Annotated in this window: 20 protein-coding genes; 10 read left to right on the plus strand and 10 right to left on the minus strand. The window is 70.3% G+C overall.

The genetic code is table 11. The features are described from left to right. Positions 1-5: 5 nt before the first annotated feature. A complete protein-coding gene (locus tag TPAU_RS04840) occupies positions 6-1,259 on the plus strand; it encodes a sensor histidine kinase (protein WP_013125644.1) in 1,254 nt (417 codons plus the stop codon). An 11-nt stretch (positions 1,260-1,270) separates the two neighbouring features. Further along, positions 1,271-1,897 carry a response regulator transcription factor gene (locus TPAU_RS04845; RefSeq protein ID WP_013125645.1) on the plus strand — a complete coding sequence of 209 codons (627 nt, stop codon included), beginning with the start codon at positions 1,271-1,273 and terminating at the stop codon, positions 1,895-1,897. Here TPAU_RS04845 and TPAU_RS04850 read toward each other — a convergent pair. Then, entirely contained in the window at positions 1,879-2,238 is a 360-nt protein-coding gene (locus TPAU_RS04850) for a hypothetical protein (protein ID WP_013125646.1), read from the minus strand. The genes TPAU_RS04845 and TPAU_RS04850 overlap by 19 nt on opposite strands. A gap of 11 nt (positions 2,239-2,249) precedes the next feature. Then, positions 2,250-3,128 carry a phytanoyl-CoA dioxygenase family protein gene (locus TPAU_RS04855; RefSeq protein WP_013125647.1) on the minus strand — a complete coding sequence of 293 codons (879 nt, stop codon included), beginning with the start codon at positions 3,126-3,128 and terminating at the stop codon, positions 2,250-2,252. A gap of 75 nt (positions 3,129-3,203) precedes the next feature. On the opposite strand from TPAU_RS04855, the gene TPAU_RS04860 reads away from it, so the two are divergent. Beyond that, positions 3,204-4,019, plus strand: coding sequence for a helix-turn-helix domain-containing protein (locus TPAU_RS04860; RefSeq protein ID WP_013125648.1), 816 nt, complete (start codon positions 3,204-3,206; stop codon positions 4,017-4,019). Between the two features lie 20 nt (positions 4,020-4,039). After that, positions 4,040-5,167 (plus strand): adenosine deaminase, encoded by a 1,128-nt coding sequence (locus TPAU_RS04865; RefSeq protein ID WP_013125649.1) that lies wholly within the window; start codon positions 4,040-4,042, stop codon positions 5,165-5,167. Positions 5,168-5,173: 6 nt separating this feature from the next. On the opposite strand, the gene TPAU_RS04870 is transcribed toward TPAU_RS04865, so the two are convergent. From TPAU_RS04870 to TPAU_RS04880, 3 genes are read right to left on the minus strand one after another with little or no spacing between them, the layout of a single operon-like run. After that, complete coding sequence (locus TPAU_RS04870; RefSeq protein ID WP_013125650.1) at positions 5,174-6,484, minus strand: hypothetical protein; 1,311 nt, start codon at positions 6,482-6,484, stop codon at positions 5,174-5,176. Between the two features lie 26 nt (positions 6,485-6,510). Continuing rightward, entirely contained in the window at positions 6,511-7,665 is a 1,155-nt protein-coding gene (locus TPAU_RS04875; protein WP_013125651.1) for a C40 family peptidase, read from the minus strand. Beyond that, positions 7,662-7,964, minus strand: a complete 303-nt coding sequence (locus TPAU_RS04880; RefSeq protein ID WP_013125652.1) for a hypothetical protein — start codon at positions 7,962-7,964, stop codon at positions 7,662-7,664. Before TPAU_RS04880 ends, TPAU_RS04875 begins: the two co-directional genes overlap by 4 nt. Positions 7,965-8,054: 90 nt before the next feature. On the opposite strand from TPAU_RS04880, the gene upp reads away from it, so the two are divergent. Beyond that, the gene (gene upp / locus TPAU_RS04885) at positions 8,055-8,684 is read left to right on the plus strand and encodes a uracil phosphoribosyltransferase (RefSeq protein ID WP_013125653.1); all 630 of its coding nucleotides are present in this window, start codon (positions 8,055-8,057) and stop codon (positions 8,682-8,684) included. A 10-nt stretch (positions 8,685-8,694) separates the two neighbouring features. Here the strand turns inward: upp and TPAU_RS21775 are convergent, their stop codons facing one another. Genes TPAU_RS21775 through TPAU_RS04900 form a run of 3 tightly spaced genes read right to left on the minus strand, consistent with a single transcriptional unit; the run spans position 8,695 to position 11,702 of the window. Next, positions 8,695-9,243 (minus strand): hypothetical protein, encoded by a 549-nt coding sequence (locus tag TPAU_RS21775; protein WP_013125654.1) that lies wholly within the window; start codon positions 9,241-9,243, stop codon positions 8,695-8,697. Beyond that, on the minus strand, positions 9,240-10,865 hold the full coding sequence (locus TPAU_RS04895; protein WP_013125655.1) for a phospho-sugar mutase: 1,626 nt from the start codon (positions 10,863-10,865) through the stop codon (positions 9,240-9,242). The genes TPAU_RS21775 and TPAU_RS04895 overlap by 4 nt, the downstream gene beginning before the upstream one ends. Beyond that, on the minus strand, positions 10,866-11,702 hold the full coding sequence (locus tag TPAU_RS04900; RefSeq protein WP_013125656.1) for a purine-nucleoside phosphorylase: 837 nt from the start codon (positions 11,700-11,702) through the stop codon (positions 10,866-10,868). Between the two features lie 32 nt (positions 11,703-11,734). Here TPAU_RS04900 and TPAU_RS04905 point away from each other — a divergent pair, with 32 nt between their 5' ends. The 3 genes from TPAU_RS04905 to TPAU_RS04915 are packed head-to-tail and all read left to right on the plus strand — an operon-like array spanning position 11,735 to position 14,825. Further along, complete coding sequence (locus TPAU_RS04905; RefSeq protein ID WP_013125657.1) at positions 11,735-12,445, plus strand: enoyl-CoA hydratase/isomerase family protein; 711 nt, start codon at positions 11,735-11,737, stop codon at positions 12,443-12,445. A gap of 2 nt (positions 12,446-12,447) precedes the next feature. Then, the gene (locus TPAU_RS04910; RefSeq protein ID WP_013125658.1) at positions 12,448-13,647 is read left to right on the plus strand and encodes an amidohydrolase; all 1,200 of its coding nucleotides are present in this window, start codon (positions 12,448-12,450) and stop codon (positions 13,645-13,647) included. Further along, positions 13,644-14,825, plus strand: coding sequence for an amidohydrolase (locus TPAU_RS04915; RefSeq protein ID WP_013125659.1), 1,182 nt, complete (start codon positions 13,644-13,646; stop codon positions 14,823-14,825). Before TPAU_RS04910 ends, TPAU_RS04915 begins: the two co-directional genes overlap by 4 nt. Positions 14,826-14,850: 25 nt before the next feature. Here TPAU_RS04915 and TPAU_RS04920 read toward each other — a convergent pair whose 3' ends face one another. Further along, the gene (locus TPAU_RS04920; protein WP_245537846.1) at positions 14,851-15,849 is read right to left on the minus strand and encodes an ArsR/SmtB family transcription factor; all 999 of its coding nucleotides are present in this window, start codon (positions 15,847-15,849) and stop codon (positions 14,851-14,853) included. 44 nt (positions 15,850-15,893) lie between these two features. On the opposite strand from TPAU_RS04920, the gene TPAU_RS04925 reads away from it, so the two are divergent. Further along, positions 15,894-16,118 (plus strand): hypothetical protein, encoded by a 225-nt coding sequence (locus TPAU_RS04925; protein WP_041944291.1) that lies wholly within the window; start codon positions 15,894-15,896, stop codon positions 16,116-16,118. A 134-nt stretch (positions 16,119-16,252) separates the two neighbouring features. Here the strand turns inward: TPAU_RS04925 and TPAU_RS04930 are convergent, their stop codons facing one another. Further along, entirely contained in the window at positions 16,253-16,753 is a 501-nt protein-coding gene (locus tag TPAU_RS04930; protein ID WP_013125661.1) for a gamma-glutamylcyclotransferase family protein, read from the minus strand. An 89-nt stretch (positions 16,754-16,842) separates the two neighbouring features. Here TPAU_RS04930 and TPAU_RS04935 point away from each other — a divergent pair, with 89 nt between their 5' ends. Continuing rightward, entirely contained in the window at positions 16,843-18,246 is a 1,404-nt protein-coding gene (locus tag TPAU_RS04935; RefSeq protein WP_013125662.1) for an NAD(P)H-quinone dehydrogenase, read from the plus strand. The last annotated feature ends 1 nt before the right edge of the window (position 18,247 follow it).

Consider the following 18,247-nt stretch of genomic DNA (forward strand, 5'->3'; position numbering starts at 1 on the left):
CGGGCATGATCGAAACCGCCATGACCCCCACCGGCCCGTATCCAGACGAAACCCGCGGCCGCTCCTCACTGTTCGCGCCGTTGCGGAGCCCGGCCGATCTGCTCGGCTCGTCGGCATCGTGGCGCGGCCTGGCCTACCTGATCTCCACCCTGGTGATCGGCTGGGTGTTGTTCTTCCTGTACATCGTGATCGTGTTGATCCCGTTCGCCCCGGCGTGGTCGTTCCTCATCGCCAAGCTCGAGCGCAAGCGGGTGATGCTCATGAAACTGCCGGCCATCGCCGACCCCCACCCGCCGATCAGCGGCACCCTCGCGGCCCGCGCCGGGCACCGGCTCGGCGAGGCGTCCACCTGGCGCGAGGTGGCGTACGGGCTCGTTCTCGCCGCGTTCGGTCCGATGATCTCCTTCGCCGTGATGATCTACGGCACCGTCGTCGGTGCCATGCTCATGGCGCCCTGGATCACTCAGAACGAGCCGATTCAGATCTTCGGTTGGTCGGTGGAGAGTCGGCTCGGCGGCCTTGTGTTGTGCGCTCTCGGTGTGGTGTTCGGTGCCGTCGGCGTCTACCTCGCCTACGCGGTATCGGCGGTCTGCGCCGCCCTGGCGCAGGGCATGCTCAGCCCCCGTGAGGACGAACTGCGCCGCCTGGTCGCGCAGTTGCAGACGTCCCGGGGTGTGCTGGTGAACTCCTTCGAGGGGGAGCGCCGCCGGATCGAACGCGACCTGCACGACGGACCGCAGCAGGACCTGGTGAGCTTGTCGATGCAGCTCGGGATGCTGCAGCAGAGCGTCGACGATGAGAGTGTCCGTGGCGAGGTCGCCCAGGCCCAGGCCCAGGTGGAGCGCGCGCTCGCGGGACTGCGCGATACCGTCCGCGGTGTGCACCCACAGGTGCTCGACGATGCGGGTGTCGAGGCGGCGTGCGCGGAACTCGGTGGACCGCTGCGCGTCGACGTGGTCGCGGGCAAGGGCTGGCAGTCCGGCCGGCGACTACCCGTCGATGTGGAGCGCGCCATGTACTACACCGCCAGCGAGGCCGTCACGAACGCGATCAAGCACGCCGGCGCCGGCTCGGTGCGGATCGTCTTCACCGCCGAGCCGCCCGCGATGACGGTGACCGACGACGGCCCGGGCGGAGCGGACGTGGCCGCCGGCACCGGCCTCGCGGGCCTGGTGGAGCGGGCGGAATCGCTGGGCGCCACCCTCACGGTGCTCAGCCCCGCCGGTGGCCCGACCACCCTGCATTGGTCGATGCCCTAGCCTGCTTAAGCATGCGCATCGTCGTCGCCGAGGATTCCGTGCTGCTCGCCGAGGGGCTGCAACGCATCATCGAGCGGGCCGGTCATGAAGTGACCACGGTCCTCGGCGACGCCGACGCCCTCCGCGCCGTGGACACCGGCACCATCGACCTGGTGGTGACGGACGTGCGGATGCCGCCCGGCCACGGCGACGACGGCCTCCGCGCCGCCCTCGACCTGCGGGCGGCGCGGAGCGAGCTGCCGGTGCTCGTGCTCTCCCAATACGTTGCCGCCGCGTACGCCCGGCGGCTGCTCGACACCGGTGGCGCCGTGGGCTACCTGCTCAAAGAACGGGTGGGGCGGGTCGACGACTTCGTCCGCGCGCTCGACACGGTGGCCTCCGGCGGCGTGATCGTCGATCCGGAGGTGGTGCGGAAGATGTTCACCACCACCGTGCTCGACCGGCTCACTCCCCGTGAGGGTGAGGTGCTCGCACTGATGGCCGAAGGACGGAGCAATCCCGAGATCGGTGCCGCCCTGGTGGTCTCGGACGCCGCCGTGGCCAAACACGTGGCGAACATCTTCGCCAAGCTGGACCTGCCACCGGAGGAGGGGAACCGGCGTGTCCGCGCGATCCTCACCTACCTCGCCGAGCGCTGACGATCATCGATCGTGACCAGGCGGCTGAGCCAGAATTCGTACGGTAGATACGAGGTGTCGTGCTCGCCGCCGCGTGCGGGCGGGAGCAGCTGTGAGGCCTGGAACAGGCGCCAGCCGTCGACGAGTGCATCGACACCGGTGCGGTACGGCGGCTGATCGCCGTCGCCCATGGTGGGTGTGGTTCGCCCGGTCCCGTCGTATCGCGACCACCCGATCACCGCGGAATCGAGCGCGGAGGTCGCCGTGTACAGAATCATGATCTGTTGACGCACTGAGGGTTCGGCGATCGGTGCGCCGAGGAATTCGTCGACGGTGCGAGGGTCGAGGGTGGTGTCGGTCATGTGTCGTCCCTTCAGAGGTTCGCGCCGGCGCTGCGGTCGGACGCCGCCAGCCGTGTGTCGGTGGCGGCGGGGGCGACGAACGTCGGCGTGATCGCCGCCCGCGTCAGGTAGTAGTCGATGTCGAAGGTGTCGTCGCCCGTCAGGGCACGCCACAGCTTCGCGCGATTGATCTGCTCGAGCCGCCCTTCGTCGCCCGGCGCCCACTGAGGCGTCTGCGTGAGGATCTCCAGCACCTCGGGGGAGGCGATATCGTCGGTGTTCCACAGGCGGAGCTGGCGCACGGAGGGGTTGAACCGGATCTTGAACATGTAACGCGGTGTGTCCGAATCATTGCGACGACCGCCGTGCCAGATGCCATGGTGCAGAAGAACGACGGTGCCTGCTGGACAGGTGAGGCGACGTTGGCCGACGAGGTTCTGATAGCGCCCGATCCTGGTCTCGTTGATCCGTCGCAGGTGCGTCCCGGGCACGCTGAGCGTGCCACCCTGTTCGAGCGTCACTGCGTGCGGGTAATACATGAGCTGGACGTCGAACGCGGTCTCCCGCGGATCGAGCACGGCGTCGGCATGCATGTTCTGCGCCTCGCCGCCGCGGGCCTCGCGGATGTGCACGTGATGGTGGTCGATCCGCGGGTCGGGCCCCACGAGGCTGTGCACGGCACCCGCGATCGCGGGGAGGTCGAGGAGTTCGCGTGCGAACGATCCCCGGGGGTAGGCCACATCGAGCGGGGTGCCGTACGGGTGCTCCGGGATTCCGGCATCGAGGACGGCTATCGCGCGATCGTTGAGCGCCTGAGGGACAACGGCGTCGAGGGTCACGGCGCGCGTCGCGACGAACCGTGCCATCTCCACGGAGGACAAGAGGTGCTTGCGGTCTGGGGTGGTGGTCATGCTGAAAAACGCTAGATCCGCAAGCCGCCGAAGTCGTGGGTCACGCCGGTCCGAAAATGGTAAATTTTCACCATCATGCTCAATGTCGAGAGCCCTCCGGTGCTGGTCGCTGCGGGCAATGCGGTCCACGGTGTGGTTCGCGACGTCGACGTCTTCCAGCTTCCGGACCTGTGGGCTTTTCACCTGTACTCGTACGCGGCCGAGCTGCTGATCGATGGTGTGAGCTATCAGATCAGGCCCGGCGCCGTCTCCCTGGTGCCGCCGGGGGCGGTCACCGAGTATCGCTATCGGGGGCCGAGTCGGCACCGCTACGTGCACTTCTCGGCGCCCGCGGACGCCGATCCGGAGCACGGCCCTGGTGCGCCGCTCGTCGTGCCTCTCGGCCCGGAATATCCCGCGATCGACGAGAACTTTCGCCTCGCGGTCGCGAACGCGATACTCCGGCCCGAGCGCAGCGCCGCGGAGATCTGGATCGCCTTGCATCGAGTGCTCGACCGGGCGGTTTCGGCGGGCGCACCTGCCAACGACCCGGTCGATCATGTCGCGCAGGCGCTGTCGATCATCGAGGCGCGTCTGCAGGATCGGCTCACGGTGGCCGGCATCGCGGCGGAAGTGGGGATTTCGCATACCCATCTGACTCGCTTGTTTCGTGCCGAGACGGGACGCACCGTGATCGGCTACGTGCGTCACCGCCGGATCGAGCGCGCGGTGCACCTGTTGCGTCACACCACGATGCCGATCGCAGCGGTGGCGGCCACCGTCGGGTTCGACGATCCACAGGCCTTCAACAAATCATGCCGGGTCGAGAGCGGCCTGTCTCCGCGCGGCGTTCGCGCCGGCGTGGCCCCTGATGCCGCTACTCCTGCGCCACCGGGATCGTCACCCAGCTGATCACCGGGTAGTTTTGCCCTATGGCGAATCCGGTTGGTCCCACCCCCATCGATCTGTCCTCCCTGCGCCGCGCGCCCAAGGTGCTGCTGCACGATCACCTGGACGGCGGGCTGCGGCCGCGCACCGTCCTGGAGCTCGCCGCGGAGACCGGTTACGAGAACCTGCCCGCGAGTACCGAACCCGAGCTCGCGACCTGGTTCCGTGAGGCCGCGGACTCCGGCTCGCTGGTGAAGTATCTGGAGACCTTCGAGCACACCGTCGGGGTGATGCAGACGTCGGACGCGCTGCGCCGCGTGGCCCGCGAATGCGCCGAGGATCTCGCCGCGGACGGCGTGGTCTACGCCGAGGTGCGGTTCGCCCCCGAGCAGCACACCGAGCGCGGCCTCTCGCTCGACGAGGTGATGGAAGCGGTGCTGTCCGGCTTCGCCGAGGGCGAGGCCGCGGCGAAGGCCGACGGGCATCCGATCGTGGTGCGGTGCCTGGTGACCGCGATGCGGCATGCCGCCCGCTCCCGGGAGATCGCGGAACTGACGGTGCGCTGGCGTGACCGGGGCGCCGTGGGCTTCGATATCGCCGGTGCTGAGGCCGGGTTCCCGCCCAGCCGTCACCTGGACGCGTTCGAGTACATGCGCGACCACTCGGCGCCGTTCACCATTCACGCCGGTGAGGCCTTCGGCCTGCCGTCGATCCACGAGGCGCTGGCCTTCTGCGGGTGCGATCGACTCGGCCACGGTGTGCGGATCGTCGACGACATCACCCTCCCCGAGGGGGTCGGCCTCGATGCCACGGACTTCTCGGGCGCAGGGCTCGGCCTGGTCGCCGCCCGGGTGCGCGACGCCCGCATCCCACTCGAGTTGTGCCCCAGCTCGAACGTGCAGACGGCGGCGGTGGCCTCGCTGGAGCAGCACCCGTTCAACCTATTGGCGCAGTTGCGGTTCCGGGTCACCGTGAACACCGACAACCGGCTGATGAGCGACACCTCCATGAGCCTCGAGATGCTCAAGCTGGTGCAGACCTTCGGCTACGGCTGGTCGGACCTGCAGCGCTTCACCATCAACGCGATGAAGTCGGCCTTCCTGCCGTTCGACGAACGCCTGGCGCTCATCGACGATGTGATCAAGCCCGGCTACGCCGTGCTGATCGGCTGAGCCGGGTCAGTTCTTGGTGGTGAGGCGGTCCTCGAGGTCGTGCTCGAGGGCCCGCCACGCCTCCGCCTCGTTATCGAACGGGCCCGACGGGGCCAGCCGCCGCGGCTGCGGATCCAGCGCGTAGGAGACGAAGAAGCCCAGCGGTGTAGTGGGGCGCAGCGCATCGCGCACCGAATCGTCATCGGCGAAATCTGCAGCGTCCAGGAGCAACTCGACTGCGAGATCCAGCTGTTCCCGGTCGATCCGGCGCGGGCCGTCGGCGATGTCCTCGCCGATACCGGGCAGCACGTAGACGTTCTCGTCGAGCACCTCCACCTCGAGCGAGCCGTCGGTGGCGGCCACCTGCACCTCGTCGAAGGTGGACACCGCCGAGAGCTCGCTGTCCTCATCGTCCGCGAGGTAGCGGGCCAGTGATCCGGTGGAGTCGAAGACGAAGATCTTGCCCTTGCGGCCCAAGAAGATCGGGTTGTCGTCGAGGTAGCAGCGCAGCGTGTAGTACTCGCCGTCCGAGGTGATGATCTTGATCGGATCGATGCCGACCTGACCCCAGAACGAATCGTCTTCCTCGAACTCCTCGTCATCCTCGGTCTCGTCTGCGTCCGCGTCCGCTTCGGCATCCGCGTCGTCGTCGAGATCGGTGTCGGTGTCGTCGTCGAGGGTATCGAGATCGTCGTCCTCGAGCTCGTCGTTGTCGGCGGCCGCAGCAGCGGCCTTCTCGGCCGCGGCGGCGAGTTCCTGCTCGGCCGTCTCGGTGACCGTCGCGGAGACCTTCGGAGTGGTGACCACGCCCTCGATCGCATCGACCACATCGTCCCACTTGCGGCTGATGATCTGGCCCACCTTGTGCCACATCTCGGCGCCCTCGCGGCCCTCGAAATTGCGGGTACCGATGCGGACGGTACCCAGCACGGGATTGCCGTTGAAGAACTTGGTGACGTCGATCAGCTCGCACACCTCACCGATCAGGCCGACGATCTCGAGGGTGTCCTCGAGTTCGGCGATCACCTCGGGCGTGGGCTCCTCGGCGGCCAGCTCGGGCACAGAGATCAGGTCGAAGCTGCGGTCCTCGCGCGGCACGAAGGCCTCTGCGGGGAGGGTGGTCAGGGCCTCCCACGCGGGATGATCGTCGAGGTCGTTCGCCGCGCCGCTGCGGGCGAAAGCCACCAACTCGGCCACGGAGGAGAAGCCGTAGAGATCCTCGTCGAGACCGAGGAAGGCCTCCCATTCGTCCTCCCCGTCGCGCCAGCGCGGTGCCCACAGGGTGTACACCGGGCCGTCGGTGAGGCCGAGTTCGATCGGGACGATGTCAGACGCCATGGCGCCCACACTAGTGCACCGCACCGTCAGCCGGTGGGCCGCCAGAAGCCGTGGAATCCCTGGCCGATGTTGTCGGTGCGGATCGACGACAGCTGGACCGGGTCGCCCGCCTCGACCATCAGCCCGTTGCCCACCACCATTGCGACGTGGCCGTCCCAGACGGCCAGGTCACCGGGTTGCAGATTCGACGCGCTCACCTGAGCGCCCACCACCTGATCCACGGCGATCCGGGGCAGCTCGATCCCGGCCTGCCGGTAGGCGAACTGGGTCAGTCCGCTGCAATCGAGCCCGACGCCCGGCGAGGTACCGCCCCACGCGTAGGGCACGCCAATCTGGGTGAGTGCGGCCTGCACCGCTGCTGCCGCCTTGGCGTTCGGGGCCTTCACCACCGAACCGTCGGGCAGGCGGATCGCCACCCCGCCCTTGGTGTCGGAGGCGCCCCGGGTACTCCGCGCGCTCGCGGTCTGCGCCGTGGCGGAGGAACCCTTGCCCGATCCGGACGAGCGGGGCGAGCCGAGGAGCGAGGTCGGCAGAGTGCTCAGGCCGCCGCCGGGCGACGCGCCGCCTCCGCTGGAGCTGCCGGCGCCGAGCGACGGAGAAGCCGAGGGAGCGGCGCTGCCGGTGGCCGACGCGGGGGTCGTGGCCGCACCACCGTCGACGGTGCCCGGAGCCGTCGGTGTGTTCGCCGCCAGCTCGCTCACCTTCCCGGTCTCATCGTCGAGCTCGCCGCGCACCTTCGTGAGCACGTCGAGGGCCTGCTGCACGTGATCCGCGGCAAGGGTGAGCACCGCGATCAGCCCGCCCGGGTTGGCGAGCGAGGGATCGGCGGCCTCCGCCTGCTGCAGGAAGGAGTCCAGGATCCGCCGCAGCTCGGCCTGCCCGCCACGGACCTTCTCGGCGGCCACGGTGACCGACTCCTTGATCGAACCGGTGTGCTGGGCCAGTGCCAACGCCGATACCCCGCCCGAGCCGATGGACCGCTGCGCGGCGCCCGCGTCCTGTCCCGTCCACGACTGCCCGACCGTCACGTTGGTGCTGCGGGTCTGTGCGCTGATCCGGTCCAACTCGGATTGGATTGCGGCGATCGCCGCATCGACGCCTCCGGTGGTGAGGTCGCCGGAACCGAAGGCGTCCAGGAGTGTGCGCAGGGGCGCCGCCAACGCCTGCACGATCGCGTTCATCCCGCGCCGCCCCACACTCCGAGCAGCGCCGCGGTGCCGCCTGCCTCGGTTGCGGCGGACGCGGCCACCGTCCTCGCCGCACCGGCCGCAGCGGAGGCGTAGTACGCGGCCAACCGCACGAGTTCGGTGTCCGCGGCGGCGACGGCGCCCAGCAGCCCCGCCACGTAGTCCCCGCCCACCACCCCGAACACCGGCGCGAGCGCCGCGCCCGACACCGCGCCGGTCCCCGCCACCGCGGTCACCGCCGTGGCCAGAGTGCCCAGCGAGCCGCCGGCACTGGCCACCGACGGCAGGTCCATCCGGAAATCCTCCACGCCTTTTCCCCCTGTCCGTTCCCCTCTTCAATTGGACGGGCGAGCGGGCCGTCGGGTTCCCGATACGCTTGCCGCATGCAGATCACCGTGGTCGACCACCCCCTGGCCGCCGTCCGGCTCACCACGCTCCGCGCGGAATCGACCGACAACGCGTCGTTCCGGGCCGCCCTCAAAGAACTCACCCAGATGCTGGTCTACGAGGCCATGCGCGACGCCGCCGTGGTGGCCGAGCCGGTGACCACGCCGCTCGAGGTGACCGACGGTGCGCGGCTCGCCGCGCCCCCGCTGCTGGTGCCGGTGCTGCGCGCCGGACTCGGCATGGTCGATCAGGCGCACGCGATGCTGCCCGAATCGCAGGTGGGTTTCGTCGGTATGGGCCGTAACGAGGAGAACTACGTTCCCGAGCCCTACTTCCAGTCGCTGCCCGCGGACCTCGCGGGCCGCCCCGTGTTCGTACTCGACCCGATGCTCGCGACCGGCGGATCGATGGTCGAGACCCTGGGCCTGCTCGCGCAGCGCGGCGCCACCGACGTCACCGCGGTATGCGTGGTCGCCGCCCCCGAAGGCGTACGGGCCCTCACCGATTGCGGGCACCCCGTGCGGCTGGTCACGGCCACCGTGGACCGTGGACTCAACCAGGATGCCTACATCGTTCCTGGTCTCGGCGACGCGGGTGACCGGCAGTTCGGACCGCGCTGGAGCTGACCGGAGCGCGTCAGCCCGCCCAGAAGGCGGTCGCCGGTTCGGTGAATTCGCCTGTGGCGGTGGAGATCACCAGTCCTTGCGGGGTGATGTTGATGGTGGCATCGGGGGCCCGTGCCACCCAACCGGGTCCGGCGGGGAGCACCCCGTCGATGCGGGTGCCGACGCCGGTGTCACTGCGCCAACCGGCGTAGTAGAGCGCATCACCGCGCGCGCAGACCACGGCTTGCGAGGTCGCGGTCTGCACGATCATCCGTGCGGGATCGATGTCGGCGCATCGGGCCGGCGTCCCCAGGAAGCCGTGCCGGTCGGTGCCGGGCACAGTGGGCGCAGGCGGTAACGGGGCATCGTCGAGGCTCTCCGGGGGCTGCGGCGCCGACGGTGCGGAGGAGCCCGACGAGGGCGCGGACGGATTCGGCGCGGCTGCCGTCGCGGCCGGGTCCTCCCGGCCGTTGACGAACGCCGCCGCGCCGGCTGCGGCAGCCACCACGATCGCCATGCCGACGATCACCGACACCACGATCACCCGGCCGCGCTCGGTACTGCCTCCCGGGCGGCTCACGTCAGCTCCGCCCACCCGCGGACGGTGTCGGTCACCGCGGTCAACCGCGAGCGGCCGGCCGCCTCGGCATGCGCGATCGCCTCCTGGCCCTCGTTCTCCGACACCGGCACGATCACCTCCAGGTAGAACTTCGCCTTGGGCTCGGTTCCCGAGGGGCGCACGGTCACTCGCACGCCATCGCCACGGAAGACCAGCGCGTCCGTCGCGGGCCGAGCCTGCCGCAGATCCTCACAGCCGACCGGCGTGCCCGCAACCGCTGCGGGCGGATCCGCCCGCAACCGGGCCATGATGTTCCCGATCCGGGAGACATCGTCCACGCGCAGCGAGTACTGGCTGGTGAGGTACACACCGTGTCGCCGGTACAGCGAGTGCAGCGCGTCGAGCAGGCTCGCGCCCCCGGCCTTGAGCGATGCCGCGTACGCGGCGGCGACCACCGCCGCGGAGATACCGTCCTTATCGCGCACCGCGGCCGGATCGACGCACAGCCCCAGTGCCTCCTCGTAGGCGAACACCAAACCGGTCCCGGCACGGACCAGGTTCTTGAACCCGGTGAGCGTGCGGGCGTACCGCGCTCCGTGGCTCGCCGCGATCGCGCCGAGCAGTTCGGAGCTGACGATCGTGGTCGCCACCAGCGGGTCCGACGGCGAACCCGGTAGCGGCGAGGACAGCAGGTGATCGCCCAGCAGCGCACCGGATTCATCGCCGGTGAGCATGCGCCAGCCGTCCGGGCCGCGCACTCCGAGAGCGCACCGGTCGGCATCCGGGTCCAAGGCGACCGCGAGATCGGCGTCCACCCGCTCGGCCAACGCCAGCAACAGATCGGCCGCACCCGGCTCCTCCGGGTTCGGGAAGGCAACCGTGGGAAATTCGCCGTCGGGGGCGAACTGCTCCGCGACCACGTGAACGTCATCGAAACCGCTGCGCCGCAGGGCCTCCACCGCGACGGCGCCGCCCACACCGTGCATCGGCGTCAGCGCGATCCGCAGGGGCGCCGCGGGCGCGCCGGTGAGCGAGGAAACCCGGTCGAGGTATGCGGCGAGCACCTCGGTGGCCCGCGGGTCGTCGGGCACCGTCGCCCGGGCGATCGACGCGGCGCCCGGGGCACCGTCGATCAACTTCTCGATCTCGGCGTCGGCGGGCGCCACGAGCTGCGCACCCCCATCGAGGTACACCTTGTAGCCGTTGTCGGCGGGCGGGTTGTGCGAGGCGGTGATCTGCACACCCGCAACGGCCCCGAGCGCCCTGGTGGCGAAGGAGACCCACGGCGTGGGGCCGGGTTCGGGGAGTGCTACCACCGCGAACCCCTGTGCGGCGAGCACTTCGGTGGCCGCGGCGAAGAAGGCCTCGGAGCCGCGCCGGGCGTCGCGGCCCACCACCACGGTGCCCCCGCCCAGGCACTTGCCCTTGAGCCATTCACCGAGCGCCCAGGTGGTGCGGGTGACCACCGCGATGTTCATGCCCGACGGTCCGCCGCGCACCGGGCCGCGCAGGCCCGCGGTGCCGAAGGTGAGCGGTGCCGCGAACCGCTCGGCGAGGTCGTCGGCATCGAGTGCCTCCAACTCCGCGCGGGTCTGCGGATCGGGATCGGCGGCGATCCAGGCCTGCGCCTGCGGGGTCTGCACCTACATCGCCTCGATCACGTCGGCGAGCAGGCCGCCCATCCGTGCGGCCGCCTCGCGGCCGGCCTCGAGGACCTCCTCGTGATTGAGCGGTTCGCCGGTGATGCCGGCCGCCAGGTTGGTCACCAGGGAGATGCCGAGGACTGCGGCATCGGCGGCGCGAGCGGCGATGGTCTCGTGCACCGTCGACATGCCCACCAGGTCGGCGCCGAGCGTGCGCAGCATGCGGATCTCGGCCGGCGTCTCGTAGTGCGGGCCGGGCAGCCCGGCGTACACGCCATCCGTGAGCGAGGGATCCACTCGCTGCGCCAGGGCGCGCAGCGCGGGGGAGTAGGCATCGACCAGGTTGACGAACTCCGCGCCGACGAGCGGCGAGCGCGCGGTGAGGTTCAGGTGGTCCGAGATCAGTACCGGTTCGCCGACGAACATGCCTTCACGCAGCCCGCCGGCGGCGTTGGTGAGGATCACGGTGCTCGCGCCCGCCGCGCAGGCGGTGCGCACCGGGTGCACCACCCGGGACAGGTCGTGCCCCTCGTAGGCGTGCGTGCGGCCGAGCAGCACCAGCACCCGCTTGCCGCCCACCGCCAGGGCGATCGCGGTCCCCTTGTGGCCCGCCGCGCTGGGCGGCGCGAAGTGCGGCAGATCGGCCATCGGCACCGAACCCAGAGCGGAGCCGCGTGCGGTGAGGGCCTCCGCCGCCGGTGCCCAGCCGGAGCCGAGCACGACCGCCACGTCGAAGGGTTCGCCACCGGTCGCCGCGGTGAGAGCGGAGGCCGCCTCGCGGGCCGCTGCCGCGGGATCGTCGATGCCGGAGTCGCGTACCACGTGAACTTGCGCCATGGCCCCAGATGCTAGCGGCTATCGTAATGCCCATGCCTTACGTCACGCGGACCGACGACGTCTTCACTCTGTTCCTGGGCGATGAGGGCGTCGAGCTCTCGGAGACCAACCCCGAGAACCGCTTCTCCCCGGATTGGATCGACGCGGTGCACGCCCGCCTCGACGAGATCGAGGCGCAGGCGGCGGGGGCGCCCGCAGCGCTGGTGGTCACCGCCACCGGCAAGTTCTTCTCCAACGGCCTCGACGTGATGTACATCCTGGCCAACGTGGGCGAGCTGCCGTCGTACCTGGACCGCGTGCACACGGTGTTCAGCCGGCTGCTGACGTTCCCCATGACCACCGTGGCCGCGGTGAACGGCCATGCCTTCGGCGCCGGCGCGATGCTGGCCCTGTCCTGTGACTTCACCGTGATGCGCGACGATCGCGGCTTCTTCTGCCTCCCCGAGGTGAGCCTCAAGATGGGCTTCACGGTGGGCATGGCCACGTTGCTGCGTTCACGTCTGCCCTACCAGACCGCGGTCGAGGCGATGACCACCGGACGTCGCTACGGCGGCGGTGACGCGGTGGCCGCCGGTATCGCGCAGGGCACCGCCTCGGAGGCCGAGCTGCTGGCCGCCGCGACCGCGCGCGCCGCTGCGAACGCCGCCGCCGACGGGCCGACGCTGAACAAGATCAAGAACGATCTGCACGCGCCGCTCATCGCCGACCTCGCGGTGCCGACCACCGAAGTCAAGTTCGGCTGACGGTGCCGGTGCCCGTCGCCTCCACCCTCGCCCGCCTGACCGAGACGGTCGACGCCGCGGCTCCCGAGCTGGTGGCGCTGAGCCACGCCGTGCATGCGCGGCCCGAGCTGGCATTCGAGGAGCACTACGCGTCGGGACTGGTGGCCGAGGCGCTCGCCGGTCACGGATTCGCCGTGACCCGCGGTATCGCCGATCTCGAAACGGCGCTTGTCGCGCGCAGTGGCACCGGCCCGCTGCGCGTCGCCGTGTTCGCCGAGTACGACGCGCTGCCCGGGATAGGCCACGCGTGCGGGCACAACATCATCGCCGCGGCGGGCGTCGGGGCGGGTCTGGCGCTGGCCTCCGTCGCCGATGACATGGGGCTCACCGTCGAGGTCTACGGGACCCCGGCGGAGGAGTCCGGTGCCGGCAAAGTTCTCATGTTGCGGCGCGGCGCCTTCGACGCAGTGGCGTGCGCAGGCATGGTGCACCCGGCCCCGTTCGACGTGGTGCGCACCCGCACCCTGGCTTTGGCCGATCTCGCGATCTCGTTCACCGGGCGGGAGGCGCACGCCTCCGCGGCTCCGTGGGCGGGGCGCAACGCGGGCGATGCGGCGACGGTGGCCCAGGTCGCGCTCGGTCTCCTACGGCAGCACCTCGAGCCGGGACAGCAACTGCACGGATTCGTCAGCGAGGGCGGTACCGCGCCGAACGTCGTTCCCGCGGCCACGGAGCTGTTGTACTACCTGCGGGCGGAGACAGCCGAATCGCTGGACCGGTTGGCCGAGCGTGCCAACGACTGCTTCGCCGCGGGGGCGCTCGCGTCCGGGTGCACCCACGAGGTGCGTGAGGTCTCTCCCAGCTACTCCGAGTTGCGCAGTGACGAGGCCCTCGCGCAGGCGTACCGCTCGGCCGCTGTGGCGATAGGCCGCGAGCCGGTGGCGCCCGAGTACGAACGCGCGGTGCCCCTGGGGAGTACCGATATGGGCAACGTGAGCCACGCGGTACCGTCGATCCATCCGCTGATCGGCCTGGATACCGGCGGGGCCGTGACCCACCAGCCGGAATTCACGGCGGCCGCCGCGAGCGCCTCGGCCGACCGGGCCGTGCGCGATGGTGCGCTCGCACTGGCCGCCGCGTTCGCCGCGGTCGCGGAGAACGAGACGGAGCGCGCGCGGTTGCTGGACGGTGCCGCGCGCCGAGGAAGGAACAACGGAGAGTGAGCGGCGCGACGGGCGCAGCCCGGGTGGACGAGTGGTTGCTGCACAAGGGGGACTGGCTGCGGGACTTCCGTCGCGATCTCCACGCGCACCCCGAGCTATCGTGGCGTGAGCAGCGCACCACCAAGATCGTCTTCGAGGCCCTCTCCGCCGCCGGCCTGCACCCGCGCAAGCTCTCCACCACCGGGCTGGTGTGCGACCTCGGTCCCAGCACCGGCGAGCGGGTCGCGCTGCGCGCCGATATGGACGCGCTCCCGATCCACGAGGCCACGGGCCTGGACTTCCAGTCCGGTAATCCCGGTGTCTCACACGCCTGCGGACACGATGCGCACACCACGATCCTGCTGGGCACCGCCCTCGCGCTGGCCGAAGCGGACGCCGCAGGCGAATTGCCGGTGGGGGTGCGCCTGATCTTCCAGCCCGCCGAAGAGGTGATGCCCGGTGGCGCGCTCTCGGCAGTGCGCGATCACGTGATGGACGGCGTCTCCCGGATCTACGCGCTGCACTGCGATCCGCGGATCGAGGTGGGGCGGATCGGGGTGCGCTCCGGGGCGATCACATCGGCGGCGGATCACGTCGAGGTGATCCTGCACTCGCCGGGCGGTCACACATCGCGGCCGCACCTGACCTCGGACCTGATCTACGGGATGGGCACCGTGATCACCGGTCTGCCGGGTGTGCTCTCGCGCCGGGTGGATCCGCGGTCGGGAACGATCATGGTGTGGGGCGCCGCGAACGGAGGCTCCGCCCCCAATGCGATCCCGCAGATCGGCGCCCTGCACGGCACCGTGCGCACCGGTGAACACCACATCTGGGCGACGCTGGAGCCGGTGGTGCGCGACATCATCGACGGCCTGATCTCGCCGCTGCGGATCAAGTACGAGGTGAACTACACCCGCGGTGTGCCGCCGGTGATCAACGAGGAGCACGCCACCGCGATCCTCACCGCCGCGGCGCTCGCGGTCTCTCCCGATGCGGTGACGGATACGCCGCAATCCGGTGGCGGCGAAGACTTCTCGTGGTACCTGGAGGAGGCGCCCGGCGCCATGGCGCGGCTGGGCGTGTGGTCCGGTGAGGGGCGCCAGTACGACCTGCACCAACCGGATTTCGTGCTCGACGAGCGCGCCCTGGAGATGGGCGTGCGGGTGTTCACCAACGTGGTCTTCGGTTCCGCGGAGTAGTCACGCGGCTCGGTGTCGCCGGCGGTCAGTGCGGCTGTACGAGTGCGTCGCCGAGGGCGGTGCGGCGGTACAGGACGCGGCGGCCGTAGCGAGCACTGTCGACGATCCCGTTGGCGCCGAGCACCTTCAGGCTCTGGGAGATCGCCGACGGTGATACGCAGAGCAACCGGGCCAGTTCGCTGACCGCCGCCGGTTCCTCCAGTGCCACCAGGAGATCCGCCTTCGCCGCACCGATCAGTCGGCGCAGGGAATCCGCGGCGACGGGCGCCGCCCACTCGATGAGCGTCGCCGAACCGCGTGCGGGGTAGGCGATGTGTGGCGCCGTGCACCGCGGGTCATGCGCGGCGGCGACGCCACCGATGAAGACGCTCGGAACGAGCATCAGTCCCCGCCCGTCGGTGGGGAATTCGCCGCTGGCGTTCGAGCACGCCAGATCGATGCGGAGTTCGCCCGTGCGGCTCCAGGACACCCGCGGGGTGAGGGAACGGAAGAGCTGCGCGGGGCCGCCGGCCGCCAGTTCCCGCCCGCGGTAGGTGATATCGGACTCCAGGATTCGTTCGATCGCCGGCCAGTGGGGCGCGATGGTCTCCCGGTGGTATCCGGCAAGGGCGTCGGCCACGCGCCGGGCGGGCTCGGGGTGGTCGATCACCGCGGTGAGTGCTGGAGCCGGGCGCGCGCCTTCGCTCAGGCCCGCGAGCTGGCGGCGCGCCTCCTCCGCGTCGGTGGCCTCGACCAGGCGCAGATGCTCCGCGAAGGTCGGGCGCGCGGACTCGGCCGGTGGCGGTGTGAGGAAGTCCGGAATCTGCGCCCCCGAGGGGGAGACGAGCACATCGATCAGTTCGCTGTCGAAGCTGTTCCGTCGGGCGAGGGCCTCCCGCCGCCAGTGTCCCAGGTGCGGGCCGAACGGCAGCGCCTTCCGGAAGTGGAACAGGCTGAGCGCCGTTTCGTTCAACGGGGACAGCACGAATCGGGCATCGGCCAGGTCGCCGACGTCCAGCAGATAGGTCAACATGTTAGGTGCCACCTAAATCGTTGGAACCTTCGCCGCGGTTCGCGTGTACTCGGGACATGAGCGGATATCGAGAACACTGGAACCTGACATCGGACCCACCGGTAGCAGCAGTCTATGCGCGGCTGGCGGATCTGCACGACGAAGCGGAGAACCGGCACCGCAGCACGGGTGCTCCGGTGCGGGCGCGGCCGGGCCTGCGGCGCACCGTCGCCCGTACTCTGCGGCGCCTGGCAGCGGCGATCGAACCGGCACCGTCCTCCCGCAGTCCCGAGCCCGCCTGATCCGGTCGTCCCCCCGCGCCGCACCGATCCGCGAGCGCCTCGTTTCGTCCCCCACCGGAGCAACATCGTGCGGTGGGGGAGCAGACCTCCGGTGCGGGTGAGCCTCGTCCCCCGCGCGGCGATATCGTGCGTCGTCAGGCGTCGGGGGCGCCGTCGGCGGAGGCGCCCGGGCCCGGTCCGACGTTGCGCGACTCGCGGGTGCGGATGTCGAGCACGTACTCCTCGGGAGCGCCGGCGATGTAGGCGGCATCGGCCATCACGCCGAGGTAGCGGGCCGAGGGCAGGCCGCCCTCGAAGGCGTCGACCACGTACAGCCACGCCAGCACGGAACCGCCGTCGGTGAGTTCGACGCGGACCTTGAGCTTGACGTGGATGCCCAGCTCGGAGCCTTCCCAGCGGTCCAGGGACAGCTCGTCGTCGGTGGTCACGTCATAGAGCACCACGAAGACCTTGGCGTCGGGATCCGACCGGTCCTCGGTGACCGTGGCGAGCGCACCCTCCCAGCCGATGTCCTCGCCGGAGAAGGTCAGGCGCCAGCCGTGGATCCACCCCGTGCCGTACATCGGCGAGTGCGGGGCGCGCTCGGCCATCTGGTCGGGGTGCATGTTGGAGCCGTAGGCGGCGTAGATCGGCACAGGTCAGACTCTAGCGCGCCGAGCGGAACGGGCGGTCGGGTGCGATGGTGCCCGCACACGGCGCGGCGGCGGACGATAGCGTTGCACCCATGACGAACATCGTGATCATCGGCGGCGGCCCGGCGGGATATGAGGCGGCGTTGGTCGCGGTGGCGCACGGCGGCGACGTCACCGTGGTCGAGGCGGACGGCATCGGCGGCGCCTGCGTGCTCTACGACTGCGTCCCGTCGAAGACCTTCATCGCCTCGACCGGCATCCGCACCGAGACCCGGCGCGCCGTCGACCTGGGCATCGAGCTGCATTTCGAGCGCGTCGAGATCGACGTCGAGCGGATCAACGGCCGCGTGAAGGACTTGGCCGCCGCGCAGTCCGCCGACATCCGCGCCCGGCTCGCCGGCGAGGGCGTGCGGATGATCCGCGGACGCGCCTCGCTGGCCCCCAGCAATCCGGCCATGGCACAGCACATGGTGAATGTGATCACCCCCACCGGTGGCGAGCAGATGCTCGAGGCGGATGTGGTGCTCGTCGCCACCGGTGCCTCACCGCGCGTGCTCGACTCGGCGAAGCCCGACGGTGAGCGGATCGTCACCTGGCGCCAGCTCTACGACCTGGAGGAACTGCCCACCCACCTCGTGGTGGTGGGTTCCGGTGTGACCGGAGCCGAGTTCGTGCACGCCTACACCGAGTTGGGTATCAAGGTGACCCTGGTCAGTTCCCGCGACCGCGTGCTGCCGCACGAGGACGAGGACGCGGCCCTGGTGCTGGAGGACGCGCTGGTCGATCGCGGTGTGTCACTGGTCAAACGTGCCTACGCCGACAAGGTCGAGCGCACTGACGATGGTGTGGTGGTGCGCCTGACCGATGGTCGCACCGTGGAGGGCTCGCACTGCCTGATGACGGTGGGCTCCATCCCCAACACCGACGGCATCGGCCTCGCAGACGTGGGGATCGAGCTGAACAAGGGCGGCTACATCCCCGTCGACCGGGTGTCCCGCACCAAGGTGCCCGGCATCTACGCCGCCGGTGACTGCACCGGGGTCCTGCCGCTGGCTTCGGTGGCCGCCATGCAGGGCCGTGTCGCGATGTATCACGCGCTGGGCGAGGGCGTTTCGCCGATCAAGCTCAAGACCGTGAGTTCGGCGATCTTCACCCGGCCGGAGATCGCGACGGTGGGTGTCTCCCAGGCGTCGATCGATGACGGCACGTACCAGGCGCGCACCGTGATGCTGCCGCTCGCGACCAATCCGCGGGCCAAGATGTCGGGCCTCAAGCGCGGCTTCGTGAAGGTCTTCTGCCGCCCCAACACCGGTGTGGTGATCGGTGGGGTCGTGGTGGCACCCAACGCATCCGAGCTGATCCTCCCGCTGACCCTCGCAGTGCAGAACGGTCTCTCGGTCGACGATGTGGCGCAGACCTTCTCGGTGTACCCGTCGCTCGCCGGATCCGTCACCGAGGCCGCACGCCAGCTGATGCGGCAGGACGACCTGGCGTAGC

Source organism: Tsukamurella paurometabola DSM 20162, from assembly GCF_000092225.1.
Classification (GTDB): domain Bacteria; phylum Actinomycetota; class Actinomycetes; order Mycobacteriales; family Mycobacteriaceae; genus Tsukamurella; species Tsukamurella paurometabola.

What these genes read in the sequence shown, in the direction of transcription:
- TPAU_RS04870 (WP_013125650.1), bottom strand. Translation starts at nt 6,484, where the DNA reads ATGGCGTCTGACATCGTCCCGATCGAACTCGGCCTCACCGACGGCCCG.
- TPAU_RS04860 (WP_013125648.1), top strand. Translation starts at nt 3,204, where the DNA reads ATGCTCAATGTCGAGAGCCCTCCGGTGCTGGTCGCTGCGGGCAATGCG.
- TPAU_RS04845 (WP_013125645.1), top strand. Translation starts at nt 1,271, where the DNA reads ATGCGCATCGTCGTCGCCGAGGATTCCGTGCTGCTCGCCGAGGGGCTG.
- TPAU_RS04840 (WP_013125644.1), top strand. Translation starts at nt 6, where the DNA reads ATGATCGAAACCGCCATGACCCCCACCGGCCCGTATCCAGACGAAACC.
- TPAU_RS04880 (WP_013125652.1), bottom strand. Translation starts at nt 7,964, where the DNA reads ATGGACCTGCCGTCGGTGGCCAGTGCCGGCGGCTCGCTGGGCACTCTG.
- TPAU_RS04935 (WP_013125662.1), top strand. Translation starts at nt 16,843, where the DNA reads ATGACGAACATCGTGATCATCGGCGGCGGCCCGGCGGGATATGAGGCG.
- TPAU_RS04855 (WP_013125647.1), bottom strand. Translation starts at nt 3,128, where the DNA reads ATGACCACCACCCCAGACCGCAAGCACCTCTTGTCCTCCGTGGAGATG.
- TPAU_RS04875 (WP_013125651.1), bottom strand. Translation starts at nt 7,665, where the DNA reads ATGAACGCGATCGTGCAGGCGTTGGCGGCGCCCCTGCGCACACTCCTG.
- TPAU_RS04850 (WP_013125646.1), bottom strand. Translation starts at nt 2,238, where the DNA reads ATGACCGACACCACCCTCGACCCTCGCACCGTCGACGAATTCCTCGGC.
- TPAU_RS04905 (WP_013125657.1), top strand. Translation starts at nt 11,735, where the DNA reads ATGCCTTACGTCACGCGGACCGACGACGTCTTCACTCTGTTCCTGGGC.
- upp (WP_013125653.1), top strand. Translation starts at nt 8,055, where the DNA reads ATGCAGATCACCGTGGTCGACCACCCCCTGGCCGCCGTCCGGCTCACC.
- TPAU_RS04925 (WP_041944291.1), top strand. Translation starts at nt 15,894, where the DNA reads ATGAGCGGATATCGAGAACACTGGAACCTGACATCGGACCCACCGGTA.
- TPAU_RS04900 (WP_013125656.1), bottom strand. Translation starts at nt 11,702, where the DNA reads ATGGCGCAAGTTCACGTGGTACGCGACTCCGGCATCGACGATCCCGCG.
- TPAU_RS04865 (WP_013125649.1), top strand. Translation starts at nt 4,040, where the DNA reads ATGGCGAATCCGGTTGGTCCCACCCCCATCGATCTGTCCTCCCTGCGC.